Source organism: Mariniblastus fucicola (assembly GCF_008087665.1).
Taxonomy (GTDB): Bacteria; Planctomycetota; Planctomycetia; order Pirellulales; family Pirellulaceae; genus Mariniblastus; species Mariniblastus fucicola.
In genome coordinates, this window is record NZ_CP042912.1 from 5,826,680 (window position 1) to 5,845,072 (window position 18,393).

Sequence of the window (18,393 nt, forward strand, 5' to 3'; positions counted from 1 at the left end):
AGAACAACCCGTCAACATGGGATTGAAACGATCTTGTACTTCGGCGACTGTGTGCCAGCTATCAATCCTGCGCAACGGGTTCGCGTCCGTGCTGGTGGTCGTCGCGTTTGATCAGCCCCAAATCGCACAGGGCGACGTAGACGCATGGGATGACAATCAGTACCAAAATGGTGGAACTCAACAACCCGAACACGATTGAAACCGCTGTCGGAACCAGCACTTGTGCTTGCGTACTTTTCTCCAAAGTCAATGGCAGCAAGCCGGCCATCGTCGTGATGCTGGTCAGCATGATTGCGCGAAATCGAAGCCGACTGGCGCTGCGGGCCGATTCTTCGTACGGCTTGCCTTCGGCACGTGCTTTCTTCAGAAACAGCACCAATAAAATCGAGTCATTGACGACGATGCCGGCCAGCGAAACGAAGCCGATCAAGCTGGGCATCGAAACGTCCATCCCCATCAACATGTGCCCGAAGATCATTCCGATCAGCGACATTGGAATCGCGGCCATCACAATCAGCGGCTCCAACCAGCTTTCGAACTGGAAGCAAAGAATCGCGTAAACGCCAAACATTCCCAGCAAAAACAGTGACACCATCGATGATCCCGTTTCGCTCGAACGTTCTGCTTCGCCGCCAAGCGAAACCGTCAGACCGCTGTATTTCGAGTTCAGTTCCGGCACGAATTCCGCTTTGTAGGCATTCATCAGTTTGGTCGTGTTGACCAGATCAGTGTCCGTGTCGGCAATCAACGTCACCGTCCGCCAGCCGTCGACGCGAGAGATCTTGGACCATCCATACGTGAGTTCAACGTCGGCAACGGACTGCAATGGAATCCGATCACCGTCAGCGAGGATGAACTGAAAATCGTAGAACGACTGCAGCGTGTCGCGACTTTCGGGCGCAAACTGGACATTGATTTCGTACTGGTCGACGCCAGCCTGAATGTCGCTGATCTTCGACCCCTGAAAGGCTGTGCTCAGTTGACTGGCCATCGCCTGAACATTCAGGCCCAAGGCGACCGCGTCGGGTTTCAGATGCAAACGAATCTCCTGCTTCCCCGGTCGCAAGTCGGTGTTGAAGTTGTAGACTCCTGCATATTCGCTGAGCCATTGTTCCGAATCGATCGCAGCGGCGCGAGCCTCTTCGAGGTTATCGCTCTTGAACAGAACCTCCACTGCGCGGCCCGCCGGTCCCAAAGTGGATTCAGCTATCGTGACTGAGATCGCATTTGGGACCTGGCCAACTTCCTCCCGCAATGCCCGAATGAATTCCGCCGTGGAAGTCACTCGCTCGTCCGGTTGAAGCATGCGAATCGAAACCGTCGCGACATGAGGCCCGGACTCACCAGCGTCGGAATTCTCATTGAATTTGGACATCACCGTTTGCACCAACGGCCTGCCATCGGGCTGATCGGGGAACTGAGTATTCACCTCCGCCGCAGCCTTGTTGATGTGTCGCACGATCGCTTCTGTTTTCGCCAGCGGCGTTCCCTGCGGCATCAGGATTCTGGCTTGAACCATGTCACCTTCGAGATTGGGGAACGGAATGAAGTTCACCAATCCACCCGCGACCACGGCCAAGGCGAGAATGAAGGTTGCGATGGACAATCCGATCGAGAGAAAACGCCACTCGATCGCCCAGTCGATCAGCCGGCCAAACACGCTTTCGCGAACCCAATCAACCGCACGGTCGATCCTCGCGCGAAAGCCTTCTTTCTTTTCAACGTCGTTGTCGTTCAGCGAATGCCCAAGGTGAGCGGGCAGAATCAGAAACGCTTCGACCAGGCTGATGACCAACGTCGTCAACAGGACGATCGGGATCAGCCGCAGTACTTTTCCGATTTGGCCTTCGAGCGCAAACAGCGGGCCAAGCACGCAGCAGGTTGTCAGGAAAGACGAAACCACGCCGCCAGCAACTTCGGTGACTCCATCGACGGCCGCGCGCATCGAGTTCTTGCCAAGCGAAACATGTCGAGCAATGTTTTCCGCGATCACGATTCCGTCGTCCATCAAGATTCCGGTCGCCATCAGAATCGCGACCGAGGACATCATGTTGAGGCTTTGGCCCAACAGCGGCAGCATGAAAAACGCGCCCATGAACGAGACGGGTAAGCTCATCACGACCCAGAACGACAGCCGTACGTTGAAGAAAATCCACATCACCAGGAAAACCAAAACGATGCCTTGCCACGCGTTCTTGGCCAGCAAAGTCAATCGCTGCATGATCAGATCGGAGAAATCGTCGGTGATCGCGATGCGCAGCTTTGGCTGACGTTGGCGTTCGGCTTCCACGAATTCGCGAACCACTTCAGCGATCGTTGTCGTGTCTTGGGAGCGAGTTTTGTTGACCTGAATGATTCCGGCTCGCTTGCCATCGAGCCACGCTTGCTGCTCCGCATCCGCGAAACCGTCGACCACGCGACCGATGTCACGAACGCGAATTTCAGCAAGGCCCGCCACGCCGTGAATCACAATGTCTTCAATGTCTTGCGGACTCTGTTTCTGCTCGACCAACCGCAACAGCAAATCTTCCTCTCGCGATTCGATCATGCCGACCGGAACATCCAGGTTCTGGCTTCTTACGGATTCCGCGACCATCTGGGCAGACAGACCAAGACGCTGCAGCGCATCGACATCCAACTCCAAACGAAGTTGACGATCCGAAAAGCCCTGAATCTCAACCAGCGAAACGCCCGGCAGTCTTTGAAGCCGCTGTTTGAACGTTTCGCAATAGTCTTTCAACGAGTCCTCATCGATGGGCCCGGTTACCGCGATCGTCATCACCGCATCGGCGCGATTTAACTCGGAAACGATCAGGTCTTCGGCTCCGGCGGGAAAGTCAGAAATCGATTCAACTTCCGTTTCGATGTCGCTAATCGCGGTGGCAACATCGGCACCTTCTTCGATCTCGACCACGACCGATGCCATGCCTTCCTGAGCCGTCGAGGTGACTTTCTTGACGTTCTGAACACCATCGATTGCGTCTTCGATCAGCAAGCAGATGCCTTGTTCGACGTCTTCGGCAGAAGCGCCGCGATACGTCATCGAGACCTGAACTTCTGAGCTATCGAATCGCGGAAAGGTTTCTTTTTGCAGCCGCGGGATCGCGTAAATGCCCAAACCGATGAAGGTCAGCATCAGCACGTTGGCCAGCGTTCGGTGGTTTACAAATCTGTCAAGCACAACCAGTTTCCCAATGATGGAGTTGTCTTCGCGATCGGCTGCAGCGAAGAAAAAAGACTATTCCTGAGCCGCGGCCTGAGTTGCATTCCGCGTATCGCCAGCCACGTCGGCTTGTGATTCATCCTGATTCGGATTCGCCACGGGAATGTCGGCAGCAACGGATGCGACGAGGCTTTCCGCCACTCCGGGAGCGTCGATCGGGTCCACCAGCATTCCAATGATTGCCGGCGACGGATTCGCAATCACCAGCTTTTCGCCGCCATCGAGTCCTGACGCGACAACCGCGTAGTCATCTTGAGTGAACGTCAGCTCAACGGCACGTTTCTCCAGCCGATTCTGGTCGTCCACCAGGAACACCGAGCCGTTGCGAATCGCGCTTCGAGGAACGACAACCTGATCGGGAAGCGTCTTTCCGTAGACATCGATATCGCAAAACGCTCCTTCGAGCAGCGGAGGCTTGAGAACCTTCTGCTCCATCGGCGGTCGGTTCTGCACGCCGATCACAAACCCAACCATTTTTGTCTGAGCATCGACGACTTCACGCACTCGCAGAAACTGCCCCGGATAAGTCACTGTGCTTTCCAGACCAGCGACTTTGACCGACGCATCAAACGAAAACAGCCGGCGAAAATCTTCCTGGCTGAACTCCTTCGGCGGAGGCACGCCATCCGTCTGCGCAACGAACAAACGATGGATATCCTGCAATGCCAACTGGGCTTCGATCTCGACCTCCGCATCGCTGTAGCCATGGAACAGCGTCTCACCAATGCCAACGAACTGACCGACTTCCAGTTGAACTTCGCCGACGCGCATCCGAAACGGCGCGGTGATTTTTGTTCTTTCGATGTCCCGTTTTGCCTGTTCGATTTGAGCTGCCGATTGGCGTTTGGCAGCCTGCAGTGCTTTAATCTGCGGTGCGACAAGGGCGATGTTGTTCTTCAGCTGCTGAACGGCTTTTTGCTGACTTAGCAATTCACGACGCTTCTGATCGACTTCCGATCTTGAGCCCGCACGTTGCGAATACAGCTGCTCCTCACGATCGTACTCGCGTTGCATGATCGTCAGGACTTCGTTCTCGAGTTCGAGATTCTTTTCGTCGTTCTTGACGGACTGTTCGAGGCGTTGAATTTCTGCGTCTTGCTGTTCAATCGCAGCGTTGAGCTCTGTAACTTGCGAGCGATAGTCGGAGTCATCGATCTCCAGCAAGACTTCACCAGCCGCGATCCTCGAACCGGGTCGCAGCTCGGCATGGATTTTATTGATTCGCCCTTCGACCTGAGTGACCGCTCTCCATGATCGTGCAAACTTCGCCGTTCCGAACCCGCTGACCTTGGGCCTGACGGCGGATCGCGGAATTGAAATGGTTTCCAAAACGCGCGCCAATTCCTGCTCCGTCTGCTTCTGCAACGGCGGCGAATTTTTGACCAGCCACAGGTAGGCTCCGACGGCCAAAACGATCGGCGGGATCACCATCAATCGTTTTCCCCAGGTTTTCCATATTCGTTTTAGCGACATCCACAGCTCTTTCTCAACAGGAAACTACACGTTCGCTGCAAATTAATCTTCCGATTTGACCGAACGTCCACTGAATTCAACCGGCCAGAAAACCTGAAGTACCACATAATTTGTAGACAGCCGGAGCAATTCCCCGACTTCGACGCTTCGCCGCTCAAATTGCGAGGGAAAAATTTGGAAGAGCTGGCTGGCGCCCTGACGAATACAGCAACTCGGGCGATTGCTGGTCGAGCTTCGCTTGAAAAAGTACGCGTTCGTCCATGCTCGTTGCCCTCAAACTGTTTTCCTGGCAAAAAGAAAAGAGGATACTGCTCAGTGTTCGAGGCCGTTGGATCGGCCAATGCGATACAAGAAAGTCATCGTCGAGATTCAGGGCACGCAACAAGCTGCCGTACTTCCAATCTTCTGCTTGCTCTACCAAGTTCGCTTCAAGTGCATGGCGTTCTACGTAGCGAAGCACGGCAAGCAAGTATTCATCTTCTTCGATCGGGAATGTCTTGAACCGTCCTTGATAGTGATGCCCGACTCCTTCGGTGTGGTAACGGTATTTGAGGCATCTGCGGATTCTAGCGTACCGTGTTTCACGTAAAAAAGACCTGTCCGACCTGTCCCTTTTCTCTCCCCCGATTTTTGTTCGCCATATCTTTCAGAACCATCCCGTTTCAAGGTTGAACTGGCTACAACTGTAGCCATAATGGCTACACACGTATGGCAAGGTTGATTGATGACGCAAAAAAAACAACTCGACCCTCTGTCTGACAAGCAGCGGGAAATCATGGATATCGTCTGGGAACTTGGTGAAGCTTCGGTGTTTGAAGTTCGCGAAGAATTACTCAAGCGACGGCAGGTGGCGCGGAACACGGTTCGAACGATGATGGAACGGTTGGAAGAAAAGGGATGGCTGAGATTTCGAGTCATCGGACGAACCCATTTCTATGCTGCGCTGATCCCGAGAGAAGTTAATTTGGGCCGTAGGGTCATGGACTTAGTTAATAAGATTTGCGGAGGAAGCCCAGCCAACCTTATGTCGGCGCTGATCAACCATGGTGATCTTTCCGAAGCAGAAATCGAACGAATTGAAAAATTGCTTGCTGAGGCCAAGAGGGACATGGAGCGAAAGAAATGAATATGCTTCCCTCCCTGCTCAACGACCCTGCTCTCAGTTGTTGCCTGGCAGCCACAATGGTCAGCTTGGCCTCGCTCTGCGGAAGCGCGGCTCTGAAGTATCGAGCCGCGTTAAATGGCAGTCTGCTACTGTCATCGCTAATAATAATCGTGCTTTGTCCGGCAATGGTCTACGGAGTATTTTTCAGCGGGTTTCGTTTGAGAATTTCCCATACCACTCCAGTGGTGGCCCCGGAATCGGTTGCTCCCAGCACGTCCATCTCAGCGTCAAGTCCTGCCATCGATTCGCCTGTTGAATTGTCCGCGTTGAGCGATCAGCTATTGCTTGAAGAAGCCCACATTCGCCCACCCCCTCGATCGAAGCAACCGGTGCTCTTTGGTTATTTACGCTGGAATCCAATAGGGCGGTTATTGCTGGGACTTTGGGTGGGCGGTAGTTGCGTTGGACTTGTAAAGATCATCCGCACCCTTTGCGGCACGAAAGCAATCATTGATCGATCGCAACCGTTCGTTGATGGCGAGCTGGAAAAAGTAAAAAAACAAGCCGGCCAACAGCTTGGTTTAAAACAGTTTCCGCTAGTGAGAAGTTCCGAACATGTTGCTGGGCCGGTCGTTGTTGGCGTTCATTCGCCGGTTATTCTTTTTCCTCCTCGGTTTGCGAAAGCACTTACATCCGAGCAGTTACTACATGTGCTTGTCCATGAAGCAGCACATGTTAAGAATCGCGACAATGCGATTCGCCTGATTCAACAAATAGCGGTAATGATCTGGTGGTGGCACCCTGCTGTGCATTTGCTGGTCTCGCAGCTTTCTCTGGCCCGAGAGCAAATTTGCGACAACGCGGTCCTCAACGAGATTGATGCCGTCACTTACGGAGAAACGCTGTTAAAGGTTGCCGTTGGCGTTTCAACACAAATTCGCCCCACGCTTGGCTCCGCGTTGTTCGGTTCGAAGCAGACGCTGGAGCGACGTGTTCAGTATTTCCTTAATCCTCGGAGAAGTCAGATGACTCACACCAATCCATTCGCTGTTCCGATGTTTGTGTTGTTGCTTTTTGGTGCGACACTTGTCGTCACGGCGACACGAATTGAAGCCCAAGAATCATCGCTGCCGAAGCAGGCGGTGGCGGAATCATCGAAAACGATCCTGGCTCCCAAGTCCTCTGGCAGCGAACTGTCACCGACAATTGCGGCGAAAACGACTCGCGAAGTGGTATTCGAAGTTCGCGGGATTTCTTGTGTATCCAGGTTTACCGATTCGCTAAAAGAACACATCGTTCAACTGATGGACGGCGTTGAGGGCTGCCGTTTTGCTTACTTACCTGAAAAGGAAAACGAGACCAAGGAAACGATTTCCGATCCCAAATCAACCGGTTTTCCGTTTGGCGGCACGGGCAGATTGACTTTTCAAGTCCAGGCCGAGTTCGACGATCGTTTGCTAGTGAAACGACTTATTGATTCGCCATACTACAACACATCGTCTTGGGTCTGGGTGCGCCGCAACAAACTGTCAGATTTTGAATCACCGTAATCGGCTTTCTTTGGGCAAAGAAACGGGGGCAAGGTCACATTCGCTCTGCGTTAATCTACCGATTTGACCGAACATCCACTGAATTCAACCGGCCAGAAAACCTGAAGTACCACATAATTTGTAGACAGCCGGAGCAATCTCCCGATACTGACGCTTGGCCGTTCCAATTGCGCCGGAGAAGTGTGAAAGAACGGACCGATGGCTTGGCGAAAATAGCAACTCGGGCGATTCCTGCTGGCGATTTGTAAGAAAAAGCACGCGTTCGTGCGCGTTGTGCTCAAACCGACATTCGTGCCAGTGAGAAATTCTGCGAAAGGTTTGGAAATTCCTGATCCGGATTTCGGGCAACTTCGTATTGAAAGTAGGGAGCAATTCAAGCTTGCTTTCTGTTGTAACCGATGGCTTTTTGACAGGTGAAATTAGATGAAATTTTTCCTTAACGACAAACAGAGGCTTCTTGGTGAAGCAGCAATCGAACGCGCCGAGAATCGCGTCTATGCCGCTTTCTCGAAGTACGGTGACTCAGTGAAGTCGATTGAGATCACGGTTCAGGATGTAAACGGCCCGCGAGGCGGAGTCGACAAAGTATGTCGCGTCCTCGTACGTCTTCGAAGGAGGAAAGACATCGTCGTGACTGTGAACGATGCTTCCGTCTCCAAAATCATTCCGGCCGCAATCGAGCGCGCTGCCCGGTCCGTTGGTCGACAGGTCAATCGCCGTGAGTATCGTATCCAGCCTACCGGTAGGCTTGCTCTGAAAGCCTGACTGAATTGAAACGTTAACCAGACAGTATCTAAAACGGAAAACCACCTTCGGCAACGAAGGTGGTTTTTTCATTTCGATTCAACGTTTCTGTTTAACGCAGAGTTCGAGAATCAATCGACTCCCGCAAACAACACTTGGGAGTTCCGGGTGCAAGGCGCGGCAACAAATACCGCGCCATCGAAATTGGATGCACCCTGAGTGACTGAGACTTTCACCACAGACGGGCTGAACGACCATTCTAAGACGACTTCATGAACACGAACTGTGTCGCGCCGTTGCGATGAATCCGCAGTCGGATTCCCTCGCTCACATCGGATTCGTTGATCGCGGTCGAAAAATCTGACATCGATTCAATCGCGTTTCCATTGATCGACAGGATTAGATCTCCCTGTTGAATCCCGGCTCTCGCTGACATCGAGTCTGAATCGACTCTCGTCACGACGACTCCTCCGCTAACCGTGATGTCCAATCGATCACGCAATTCCGGAGTTGGCACTTCGACAGAAAGCCCGACCTTCGAGCCACTGTCAGCTCCAGAACTTTGCCAGCTTGCAAGCTGAGCCTGATCACGAACGCCAAGTTGGACTTGCAAGTTTAAAACTTTGCCATTGCGAACAATTTCGAGATCTACGGTAGACTCGGGATCGATAGAAGCGACACGGTTGCGTAGACCATTCGAGTTCATCGCGGGTTCCCCGTTGAGCCGTGTGACGATGTCGCCAGCCAGAAGGCCGCCTTTGTCCGCCGGACCATCGGGAGCAACGTCACCGATTAAAACGCCATCACCCTCGAAGTTGAAACTCGCAGCCAGGTCATCGTTCAGGTCCTGGATCATGACGCCAAGGTACCCTCGAGAAACTTTGCCGCTGTCCATGATGCTGGTCATCACCTGGTTGGCCATCGAAGAAGGGATCGCAAATCCGATTCCGTTGAAAGCCCCGTTGCGACTGGCGATGGCAGTATTGATCCCCAGCAGTTCACCTTTGAGGTTCACCAATGGCCCACCGCTGTTGCCCGGGTTAATCGCAGCATCGGTTTGGATGAAGTTTTCGTAGTTGGTGATGCCCATGTCATCGCGACCAAGGGCACTGATGATCCCGGAGGTCACGGTTTGATTGAGTCCGAAGGGGCTACCGACGGCAACCACCCATTCGCCAACTTCCGCCGCATCAGAGTCTGCCCATTTCACTGCTTGCAAACCGCTGGCGTCAATTTTCAGAACGGCCAGATCCGTTTCCGGATCGCTTCCGATGACTTTTGCGTCATAGCTTCGATCATCGGAGAGCGTGACAGAAATTTTCTCCGCGCCCTTGATGACATGATGGTTTGTCAGAATGTGACCGCTGCTTTCAACGATTATGCCGCTGCCAAGCCCCTGCTTTCCCGGGATTGTTCGCGGAATTTCAAAGGACTGGAAATCTCGAAAGATGTCGTCGCCAAAAAATGGACTGATGCCGAAAGGGATTGCGGGAACTTTGAATCCTCGCACCGAGACGTTTTGAGGTTTGGATTCGGTGCTGATGCTGACGACTGAAGGCCGAAGTGCTTTGGCCACATGCTTGAAAGCATCAGACAGATTGCGAGCGGTCTGGAGTTGCTCAAACGCCTCGTCAGATTCTTGCGATAGCTGCGAGTAAGCCGCTGTCGATGCGTATTTTGGGTAGATGAATCCGCCCGCCGACAATGTGGCGAGCAGCAACAAAGCAATTCTAATGTCGAACTGTTTCACTGGATTTCTCCTGCATTGAAAGGATTGGACGAAAATGGATGCCGCCGCAAACGCGCAGCGGCATCCTGACGAACGAATTCTCTAATCCGTTGCTTGAGTAGCGTTTGAAGAAGTGACGAAATCGAATCCGTCTTACGAGCCCTTGATCTCAATCTTTTTGACTTGAGATTCTGGCGCTTTGGGCACGACGACTTTCAGCACGCCAGCATCCATTTCGGCTTCGATTCCCGATTCATCAATCCGGGTTGGAAGACTGAATTGTCGTTCAATCTGGCCAAAATTTCGTTCCTGCCGAACGTAAGTGACGTCCTGGCAGATATCACGAGTCGCAGTGACGTGCAATGAGTTTTCAACAACTTTCAGGTCGACGTTTTCAACGTTGACACCAGGCAGATCAAACTCAAGATGAAAAGAATCATCTGACTCCCAAATGCTGACAGGAGCGTGGCCAACCGTCTTGGCGTCATGCGAAAGTTCATCAATCCAGCGGCTCATCTCCCGCGAGAATGCATTCATCGGCAGAAGATTGAGCCGCGAACCGTTGCTTGTTAAAGCGTTCATAGGAACATCTCCATTGATAAAAGGTTTTGATTGTCAAAGTGACAGTCGAACATTCGACGGAAGATCAATTCGCAAACGGCGTGCCAAAATGCAACAGATTCGGAACGAAATTTTGAATTGAAACTCCGAACTACAAAGCGATCGGCTCGACGTTCTGTGCCGAAGTCCAGCCAGATTTCCCGTTGGGCAATGCGATTTCAAACCAGCCCTCTCGCTCGTTCGTAATCTTTACCTCGGTGCCAAGGGATGGATCGAGTTCGGCTTCAACAGGAAACTCGTTTCCGTCGCTACGACGAAGTTCGATCGTGTCAGATGTCACGATTGCAAGGTTTGCGGGTTCCAACTGGCTCCAATAGAGGCTCAATCCTGTTACGGACATCAATACGAAAGGCACCATTGCCCAACGCAGCACCGGTGTTTTCCGTCTGATGGTTTTCAGGCATAGCAGCCCCCAGAAAACAATCGATGCAACCGCGAACAGGAATGTTGTCATGCTCCAGCCAAGCCATTGTTGGCAAGTTGACAACATGCGTTTTGCGCGATCCAGGGATAGCCACGTTGCTTGATTTGACTCAACAGATCGGTTGTCTGCAATTGAAAGCTCCTGCTTCAGCAACTCCAGATTTCGACTGGCTTTTTGCATGCCAGGGTTTAGCGTCAAGGCCCGGTGATAGTTGACGATTGCTTTGGCTGGCTGATCGCTCTGGTGCCATGCGTTGCCAAGGTTGAAGAACAATTCGCTGTTGCGAACTCCTTGATCAACAAGCCGTTGATAGTTTCCTGCCGCGTCACGAAACATGTCCCGCGACTTCGCGAGATCCGTGTCAGCCATTTCGCTCGCTTTCCGATAGGATTCGTTTGCCTTCATCAGCAGCGGTGACAGTGAGATGTCTTCCGCGGAGACTGTCTGAGGGATAGCGAGGCCACTGAGCGCAAACATCACCATCGTTGCCGTCAGATTGCGTTTGGTCGAACGGGATGCAGGAACTTTGGACCATCGACGATGCTTACTGACTTTCTCGATGTCCGATAGCATCTGATGACACTCGCCGCGCAAGTCGTCGATCGAAAGCGGCGATTCCGTTTCACTATAGCTTGCAGTGGACTGATCGATTCGACCAATCTGATGAAACAGTGACTCCAACGAGTTTGCCGTTTCGTAGTCGCCCAATGCTCTGATGCGTCCAACGGCATGTTCGTTCGTGGGACAATTGTCTCTGACCGATGCCGAGACAAAATTCCTTAACGCCACCGCCAACGCCTCCCCAGACTTCGCGCTATTGATCGCGTTTCTGGCCTGGGCTACCGGCGATTTCAGTTTTCCAATCGCAGTTGGAAAAACGGTCGCAAGTTTGGCAGTGAGCAACAAAAGCCAACAGCCGGCTGGAATGGCAGCGAAATACAGCCAACCATTTCGAGCCATTGTGCTTTCAGGCAAGAGAACATTCTCCGAAAAGTCGTTTTGCAAAAACATGCCCGCAGTCGAAGCGTTGTTCGCCGAGGTTTGGCTGCTGTCGGAAGGCACCGAACCTTGCGGCGAATTGCTGACAATAGAATCCAGCTGAAGTGCTTCCGCTCTTTCAACTTCAATATCGATCGGCTGTGTGTAAACCGTTTGGTAGGCTTTCTTGTCGGGGTCAAAAAAGCTGAATGGAATCGCCGGAATTTGCGTGACGGATTCCGAACGAGGGCGGATCGTTGTGATGAAAACTTTGGAATCGTCCTGCACGAATCCCGCGAGCGATTGATCGCTGACTTGAAAATCTGATGCGAGGTTCTCAATGTCATGAAGTGGCGGTGCCTGGACGACTTCCATCGGGCCGTCGCCAACGATTCCCAACCGCAGCGTGATTGGATCACCCGCAACAACGTTCTTTGGTTCTGCTTCGGCGACAATCTGATACTTGCCGACGGCGCCGCGGTAATCGGCAGGTCGATTCTCCGTCGGGATTGGCATTACTTCCGTCGAGTTCACGTTTGCATCGGCAACGACAGGGCGTGACTCGGTGACTGTCAGCCGCCTGCCGAATGGAGACGACGAGAAAAAATCGTCGCCCATCACCTGCTTCATTAGAGAGCTGTCATCGAAAATGCTGTCGAAAGGATCACGGCGTCGACCGAGAGATAACGGGTAATCGATCACGATCTGTAAATCGCTCGCGTCCAGTTTTCCAGGCTTCGTTGGGTAAACCTTGCCTTCGATTTCGTAGAGGAAGTACTGGCGACTGCGACCTTCCTCATCCTTTCGCAACACGGCTTTGCCACCGGGACGTTGGCGGTTTTCAGCGAGTTCCTTCATTCGATCCGTAAAGGCTCCCCAGGACGATTGCTCCGAAAGCATCTGCCACATGTGGCCTTCGTTGAGCTTGATGTTTTTGTCTCGGTCCGAGAAGGGCTTGATCCAAATCTTCAGTTTCAGATCAAGTTGCTGCCCGACGTAAACGGATTCTTTTTTGCCTTCGACTTCGACAAACAGCAAGTCGCCTGTTTCGCTTTTGGTCGCCACAAACCTCATCGGTTGAGTTTTTTTGGTCTTTCCATCGACGTTGATCTCGAAAGGGGGAATCTCGAATTCGCCCTCCCGCTTCGGACAGATCAGATACTGCGCCGCTACGCTACGACTCTCACTTCGCCGGCCATTGATGATCGTGATCTGTGATGACTGCGAGGGCGTTCCCGCACTCTGTACGTCGCACCCGTCGATTTCAAAACCTTCCGGCAACGAATAGTTTTCTGCGTTACGGATCTGAATCTGCAGCACGATCGGCGAACCTACCCACGCTTCACGCGATGAAATCTGCGCCGACACGTCCTGGGCGAAAGTCACTGAAGGCAATGCGACGACAAGAACCAGAGTCAAAAGAGCCGAATTGAAGATTCGCGCTAACATCACCAGTCCCTTTCCACTTGAACCCGTCTCTGTCGTCGTTTCTGTTTCTGCCGATATCGCCTGAGCATGTCGCGATCGCGAACTGACTGCAGGAGTTTCAATGCTTCCTGACGCGTCATCATGCCGTCGTCCGGTGCGATCGGTTGGGCGACAGCGCCGTTTTCTTTTTGCACGTTGTCTTTGGGGTCCTGTTCATTGGTTGAAGAAAGCTGGCCTTGAGGAGGCTCTTTTCCTTCCTCTTTCTTGTCTTCTGTCGCAGGACCGTTCTCTTTTTCTTCGTTGGCAGCATCGTTTTCCATCTGCGATTTTTTCGAGTTGTCGCCCGACTGCTGAGAGTCCTTGTTTTCGGCCGATGAATTGTTTTGATTTTGATCGCTCTCTGGTGGACTTCCTTGCTGTCCGTCGCCATCTTCGCCTTTGCTTTGTTGGTCCTTTTGATCCGAAGACTGTTGCTGCTGTTCAGGCTTTTGTTCGGAACTCTCGGATTCAGCGTCACCCTGTTTGTCTGACTCGTTCTCTTCAGACGACTCGCTCTCGTTTGAATTTTCTGAGCTCTCTGACTCCTGCGACTCGTCCTCTTTCGAGTCAGGATTCTGTTCCGACTGTTCGCCGTCCTGTTGTTCCTGGTCTTGCTGCTGTTGATCGTCGTTTTGTTGTTGCTGTTCTTGATCTTGCTTCAACTGCTTAATCAACTTCGAAGCACGTTCTAGATTTTCACGAGCATCGGAAAGACTTCGATCCAATCGTAACGCACTGCGATAATGCCCAATCGCCAACTGCAATTCACTGATCGCGGCTTCCGGTTGCTGTTGTGCCAACGGTAACGCCTTTGCGTAGTGACAATTGCCAAGGTTGTACCGGCTGTTGCTTGCGATTCGATCGTTTGATGAAGAAGCCGTTTCAGCAAACAATACCGTCGCCGCGTCGACATCGGAATTGCGATAGTGCGCACTTGCCAAGTTGTAGTTCAGTTCATCTTGATGATCGTTGTTCGATTCTTCAATCGCGTTGTAAGCCTCAATTGCTTCCGCTGTTTTTGACCCACGCACCAATTCGTTGGCCGCGTTAATCTTCGCTGCAACCGATTCAGGCAACTGGCCTTCCTGAGCAAAGGCAACGCTGGGAAAGAGGACCAGGATTGCTGCAGCCGTCTTGGAAACGCGAGAAAGCCCTTCGTTTCGACGACCGGCGCGACTTGCCTTCGCCACCGCAGCAACTTTCTCTTTCCGCGAACCAGCACTGATCCATGTGTACAGCCAGAGAAACAAAAATGCCGGGAAAGCAAACCACTGGAAACGCGGAATCAAAGCCTTGATCTTCGCCGTTTCAAATTCAGACTTTTCCACGTTGGCAACGTACTTGTGATAGACGTCTCCCATGTTGACCCGTTTGACGCCGGCTGGAATGTAGGCCGCATCCGTTTCCGTTGCAATTTGCTTCAGAATACTTCCGTTGAGCTTCGACCAAACTTGTTGGCCCTCATGTTGAACAAAGCGTCCTCCGCGGTTACGTCCATCGGAATCGTTCGGAATGCGGGATCCTTCGGTCATGTCGCCGAGCCCTACCGTAAAGATTCGCAGTCCATCATCCGCGTGCAACTGTTTTGCAAGTTCGATCGGCTTGCTTTCCTGATCTTCTCCGTCGGTGAACAGCACCATGGTCTTGAAGTCGTTGGTCTTGTTCAAAAACGCCTCGGAGGCCGCTTTGATCGCGACGCCCAACTGCGAACCGCCAACGGAAACGGATTCCGGACCGACCGAGTCCAGTTTCTGCTGAAAGTCGTGATAGTGATTGGTCAGCGGAACAGCCTGTTTGGCTTCCCCTGCGAAAACAACCAGCCCTACACGATCGCCCGCCATCTCGGCAAGCATGTCCTTGATCTGCTGTTTCGCTCGCGTGAGTCGATTTGGTTTTGCATCCTGAGCCAACATGCTGCGTGAAACGTCGAGGGCGAAGACAACTTCAAGCCCACGCTGAGGAACTTCACGAGTCGTCTTGCCCCAGCGAATATCCATGCAAGCAAGAACTAGCAGAGCCAATCCCAGCGTCAACAACGACAGAGACGCAAAATCAGAAAGCAATCCAGCATTGCCATCCGACGCTCCAAACTGTTTTCGCGCCCGTCGGTCCATCCATCGACTACGCATGAACAAAAGTCCAACCACAGGCACCGCGATCAATAGCCACGCCCATTCCGGATTGCCAATTTCGTAGTTCATGAGACTTCCCTCAACCACGAATGTTGCAAAACCACTCCGACGAGTAATAGCGAGAGCGAAATTAACAATGTGGCAGGAAGCTGAAAACCGTTTGCTCGCCACGGTTGCACCGCGAGTTCGCGATAGTCCACGTAGTTTTCCGTTTCGACTTCTGTTTTCTCCAGTTGGTCGATTTCTTCGTAAATCGCAGTCAGTGAATCGGTGTCCGTCGCGCGAAAGTACTTTCCTTCGGTGACTTCAGCGATTTTCTTCAGCGTCGATTCGTCAATATTGACTTGCATCATTTGGACTCGGCGGCGACCAAACGCGTCGGTGTATGGAATCGGTGCCTGCCCTTTTGTTCCGATCCCAATCGTGTAGATCTTGATGCCCAACGTCTGAGCCAACTCTGCCGCAGCAATTGGCTCGAGTTCTCCAGCCGTATTTTCACCGTCGGTTAGCAGAATCATGATCTTGCTCTTAACTTTTTCGTCGCGGTTTTCGTCAAGAGCGTTCAACTTCTCAACCGCCAAGGCTATCGCGTCGCCAATCGCAGTACCGTCTTCGCTTCGCACATCAACGATCTGGGTATTGTTCAAACTGGACGCCAGAAAGCCATGATCGAGCGTGGGCGGCGTAACCCCGTCGGCGTAACCAGCAAAGGTGATGAGCCCAACCAGATCACTAAAACGACCGTCGAGGCTTTCATCTCCAAGCACAAACTTTCCCGCGACGTTTTTGATGGCAGTCAAACGGTCGACGTGTTCGTCTTCGATTTTGAAATCGAGAGCTTGCATACTGCTACTTCGGTCCACGACCATTTCGATCGCGATCCCTTCACTTTCAGTGATCGTTTGGTCTCGGCCTTCACGTGGTCGAGCCAAACTGATGATCAAAAAGAGTAACGCAAGCAACATCAGGACTTTGGGCAGCCAAAGGAGCCTCTGTCGCAGCGAAGGCGTTAGCTGGCTGGCCAATGACGTGTTGCTGAATCGAACGGCATTTCCTTTTCTGGATCCAAAAATTCGCCATGCCGCCAATAGCAGCACGGGCATCAGGAGAAACCACAGCGGTGAATGAAACATCAAGCAGCCTCCCGTGATTCTGGCAGCGTTGAGATGACTTCTTCGAGATCCACAATCAATTTTCGGGCGGACTCAGTCAGCCGCGTTTCCACTTCGGTTGAAATCCCAAGTCCTCCAAACTTGACTCGCTCCGAAACCGAGAGGATTTCTTCGACTCTCGCAATGGAGTCACTCGCAACGTTTTTCGACGCAAGAGTCTCAGCGATCTTGCTTGATGACAAACTCGCGGCAGGAAAATCAAACCGTTCTTCGATGAAATCGCGAAGGATACTTTCAACACGGTTGAAACTGCCTTCCGTACGATCGTTCAGCCGAGCCAGCGCCCAAACGCTTGCCGACACGGGTGTTTTTGATTGCCGAGCCGCAATCAAACAGGCAGCTGCAATGGCCAACGTGATTCCACCGACAAGCGAAATCCAAAAAGCACCCATCGAGGTTGATTCAGGCTCATCCACTTCAATCAAATCCGCGATGTCATTGAACGTCGTCAAATCAGCAGAAGATTCGACGACGCTTACGACGGTGATTTGGAGGGGTTCCGAGCGGAGTAGCTTCGAATCGCCCCCGGGTTCTTGAACCGAAACCTCCAACTGCGGAATGTCGAGCTTACCAGTGTCAATGGTTTCCAGCGTAAGAGTTCGAATCCACCTTTGTCGATTAGCGTCGCCTTCGATCGGAATGCCAAACTGGTCGTTGACATCAAGCACATCGAACGAGCCAACTTTCTCGCCGAGCTCAGAAAAGCTGACTCGACTATCGGCTGGGGCGGTCAGCGAAATTTCAAACCGAAACGGATCGGCGATCAGAACGCTCGTCCGATCCGCAGATCTAACGAGTCCAAATGTGTCAGCATAAGAGACGCTCTGCTGCATCGCGATGAACAACATGCAGCACGCGATCCCTCGCACTCCTAACTTTACGGAGCTCAATGACTTCATCGTTGCTCCCTCGCGTGGAAGTAACGTCGCAGCGGATCGACGATGTCTTCACCGGTCGTCAGTTGAATTGGCTCCATCTGCAAGCGTCGAAACATCGTCAATCGTTGCTCTTCCTTTCGAGCAAACAATTCCGAGAACTGTTTTCGGTTTTTGCGACTTGAGGTGTCGACCAGTACTTGCTCACCGGTTTCACTATCCCGCAGTCGAACAAGGCCAACCTTCGGTAAGGCTCTCTCTCCGGGATCGCTGACCGTAATCGGGACGATGTCGTGACGCCGCCTTGCGACCTTGAGCACCGACTCAAATCCAGAGTCGAAAAAATCGCTGACCAGAAAAACAACGCTACGCCGTTTGCAAGTTCGATTCAAATGCTCCACCGCATTGCGAATACTTGTTCCAGTTCCGACCGGTTGACAATAGAGGAGCTCACGAATGATTCGCAGCACATGCCGACTGCCTTTGCGTGGCGGGATTGCTTTCTCGATCTCGTCGGTGAAAAGTGTCAGCCCGATCTTGTCATTGTTCCGAGTCGCCGACATGGCAATCGTTGCTCCAAGCTCGGCAATCAGCTCGCGTTTGGTTTGCGATACCGTTCCGAACTCAACTGAACGACTCATGTCGACCAGCAAGATCACCGACATTTCACGCTCTTCGCGGAACAGCTTGACGAAAGGCTGGTCGCTTCGAGCGGTCACGTTCCAGTCAATTGAGCGGACGTCGTCACCGATCTGGTAGGGGCGAACTTCCTCAAATTCGATGCCGCGACCCCTGAAAGCAGAATTCCAAGAACCGGCCAGCAGCTCATCAACCTGATGCGAGCTGCGAATCTGAATTCGTCTTATTTTCTGAAAGATCTCTTTGGGAATCATCAATCTC

General features: G+C 52.4%; 12 protein-coding genes. 3 read left to right on the plus strand and 9 right to left on the minus strand.

What is annotated here, in order from left to right; all coding sequences use genetic code 11:
- Positions 1-61: 61 nt before the first annotated feature.
- Together MFFC18_RS21845 and MFFC18_RS21850 are read right to left on the minus strand one after the other, a co-directional pair.
- A complete protein-coding gene (locus MFFC18_RS21845; RefSeq protein WP_075083761.1) occupies positions 62-3,181 on the minus strand; it encodes an efflux RND transporter permease subunit in 3,120 nt (1,039 codons plus the stop codon).
- A gap of 57 nt (positions 3,182-3,238) precedes the next feature.
- Positions 3,239-4,696 (minus strand): efflux RND transporter periplasmic adaptor subunit, encoded by a 1,458-nt coding sequence (locus MFFC18_RS21850; protein ID WP_075083760.1) that lies wholly within the window; start codon positions 4,694-4,696, stop codon positions 3,239-3,241.
- Positions 4,697-5,420: 724 nt separating this feature from the next.
- Between MFFC18_RS21850 and MFFC18_RS21855 the strand changes: the two genes are divergently transcribed.
- The 3 genes from MFFC18_RS21855 (at position 5,421) to MFFC18_RS21865 (ending at position 8,116) form a co-directional block, all read left to right on the plus strand.
- On the plus strand, positions 5,421-5,822 hold the full coding sequence (locus tag MFFC18_RS21855; RefSeq protein WP_075083758.1) for a BlaI/MecI/CopY family transcriptional regulator: 402 nt from the start codon (positions 5,421-5,423) through the stop codon (positions 5,820-5,822).
- Between the two features lie 368 nt (positions 5,823-6,190).
- Complete coding sequence (locus tag MFFC18_RS21860) at positions 6,191-7,351, plus strand: M56 family metallopeptidase (RefSeq protein WP_238381234.1); 1,161 nt, start codon at positions 6,191-6,193, stop codon at positions 7,349-7,351.
- A 423-nt stretch (positions 7,352-7,774) separates the two neighbouring features.
- The gene (locus MFFC18_RS21865) at positions 7,775-8,116 is read left to right on the plus strand and encodes a hypothetical protein (protein WP_075083755.1); all 342 of its coding nucleotides are present in this window, start codon (positions 7,775-7,777) and stop codon (positions 8,114-8,116) included.
- A gap of 238 nt (positions 8,117-8,354) precedes the next feature.
- Here the strand turns inward: MFFC18_RS21865 and MFFC18_RS21870 are convergent, their stop codons facing one another.
- From MFFC18_RS21870 to MFFC18_RS21900, 7 genes are all read right to left on the minus strand, one after another.
- On the minus strand, positions 8,355-9,845 hold the full coding sequence (locus MFFC18_RS21870; RefSeq protein ID WP_075083754.1) for a DegQ family serine endoprotease: 1,491 nt from the start codon (positions 9,843-9,845) through the stop codon (positions 8,355-8,357).
- A gap of 132 nt (positions 9,846-9,977) precedes the next feature.
- Positions 9,978-10,406, minus strand: coding sequence for an Hsp20/alpha crystallin family protein (locus MFFC18_RS21875; RefSeq protein ID WP_075083753.1), 429 nt, complete (start codon positions 10,404-10,406; stop codon positions 9,978-9,980).
- A 130-nt stretch (positions 10,407-10,536) separates the two neighbouring features.
- Entirely contained in the window at positions 10,537-13,296 is a 2,760-nt protein-coding gene (locus MFFC18_RS21880) for a BatD family protein (protein WP_075083752.1), read from the minus strand.
- A complete protein-coding gene (locus tag MFFC18_RS21885) occupies positions 13,296-15,515 on the minus strand; it encodes a vWA domain-containing protein (RefSeq protein WP_075083751.1) in 2,220 nt (739 codons plus the stop codon). Before MFFC18_RS21885 ends, MFFC18_RS21880 begins: the two co-directional genes overlap by 1 nt.
- On the minus strand, positions 15,512-16,579 hold the full coding sequence (locus MFFC18_RS21890) for a VWA domain-containing protein (protein WP_075083750.1): 1,068 nt from the start codon (positions 16,577-16,579) through the stop codon (positions 15,512-15,514). The genes MFFC18_RS21885 and MFFC18_RS21890 overlap by 4 nt, the downstream gene beginning before the upstream one ends.
- A complete protein-coding gene (locus tag MFFC18_RS21895; protein WP_148619041.1) occupies positions 16,579-17,517 on the minus strand; it encodes a BatD family protein in 939 nt (312 codons plus the stop codon). The genes MFFC18_RS21890 and MFFC18_RS21895 overlap by 1 nt, the downstream gene beginning before the upstream one ends.
- A complete protein-coding gene (locus MFFC18_RS21900; RefSeq protein ID WP_075083748.1) occupies positions 17,514-18,386 on the minus strand; it encodes a DUF58 domain-containing protein in 873 nt (290 codons plus the stop codon). The genes MFFC18_RS21895 and MFFC18_RS21900 overlap by 4 nt, the downstream gene beginning before the upstream one ends.
- Positions 18,387-18,393 lie beyond the last annotated feature (7 nt).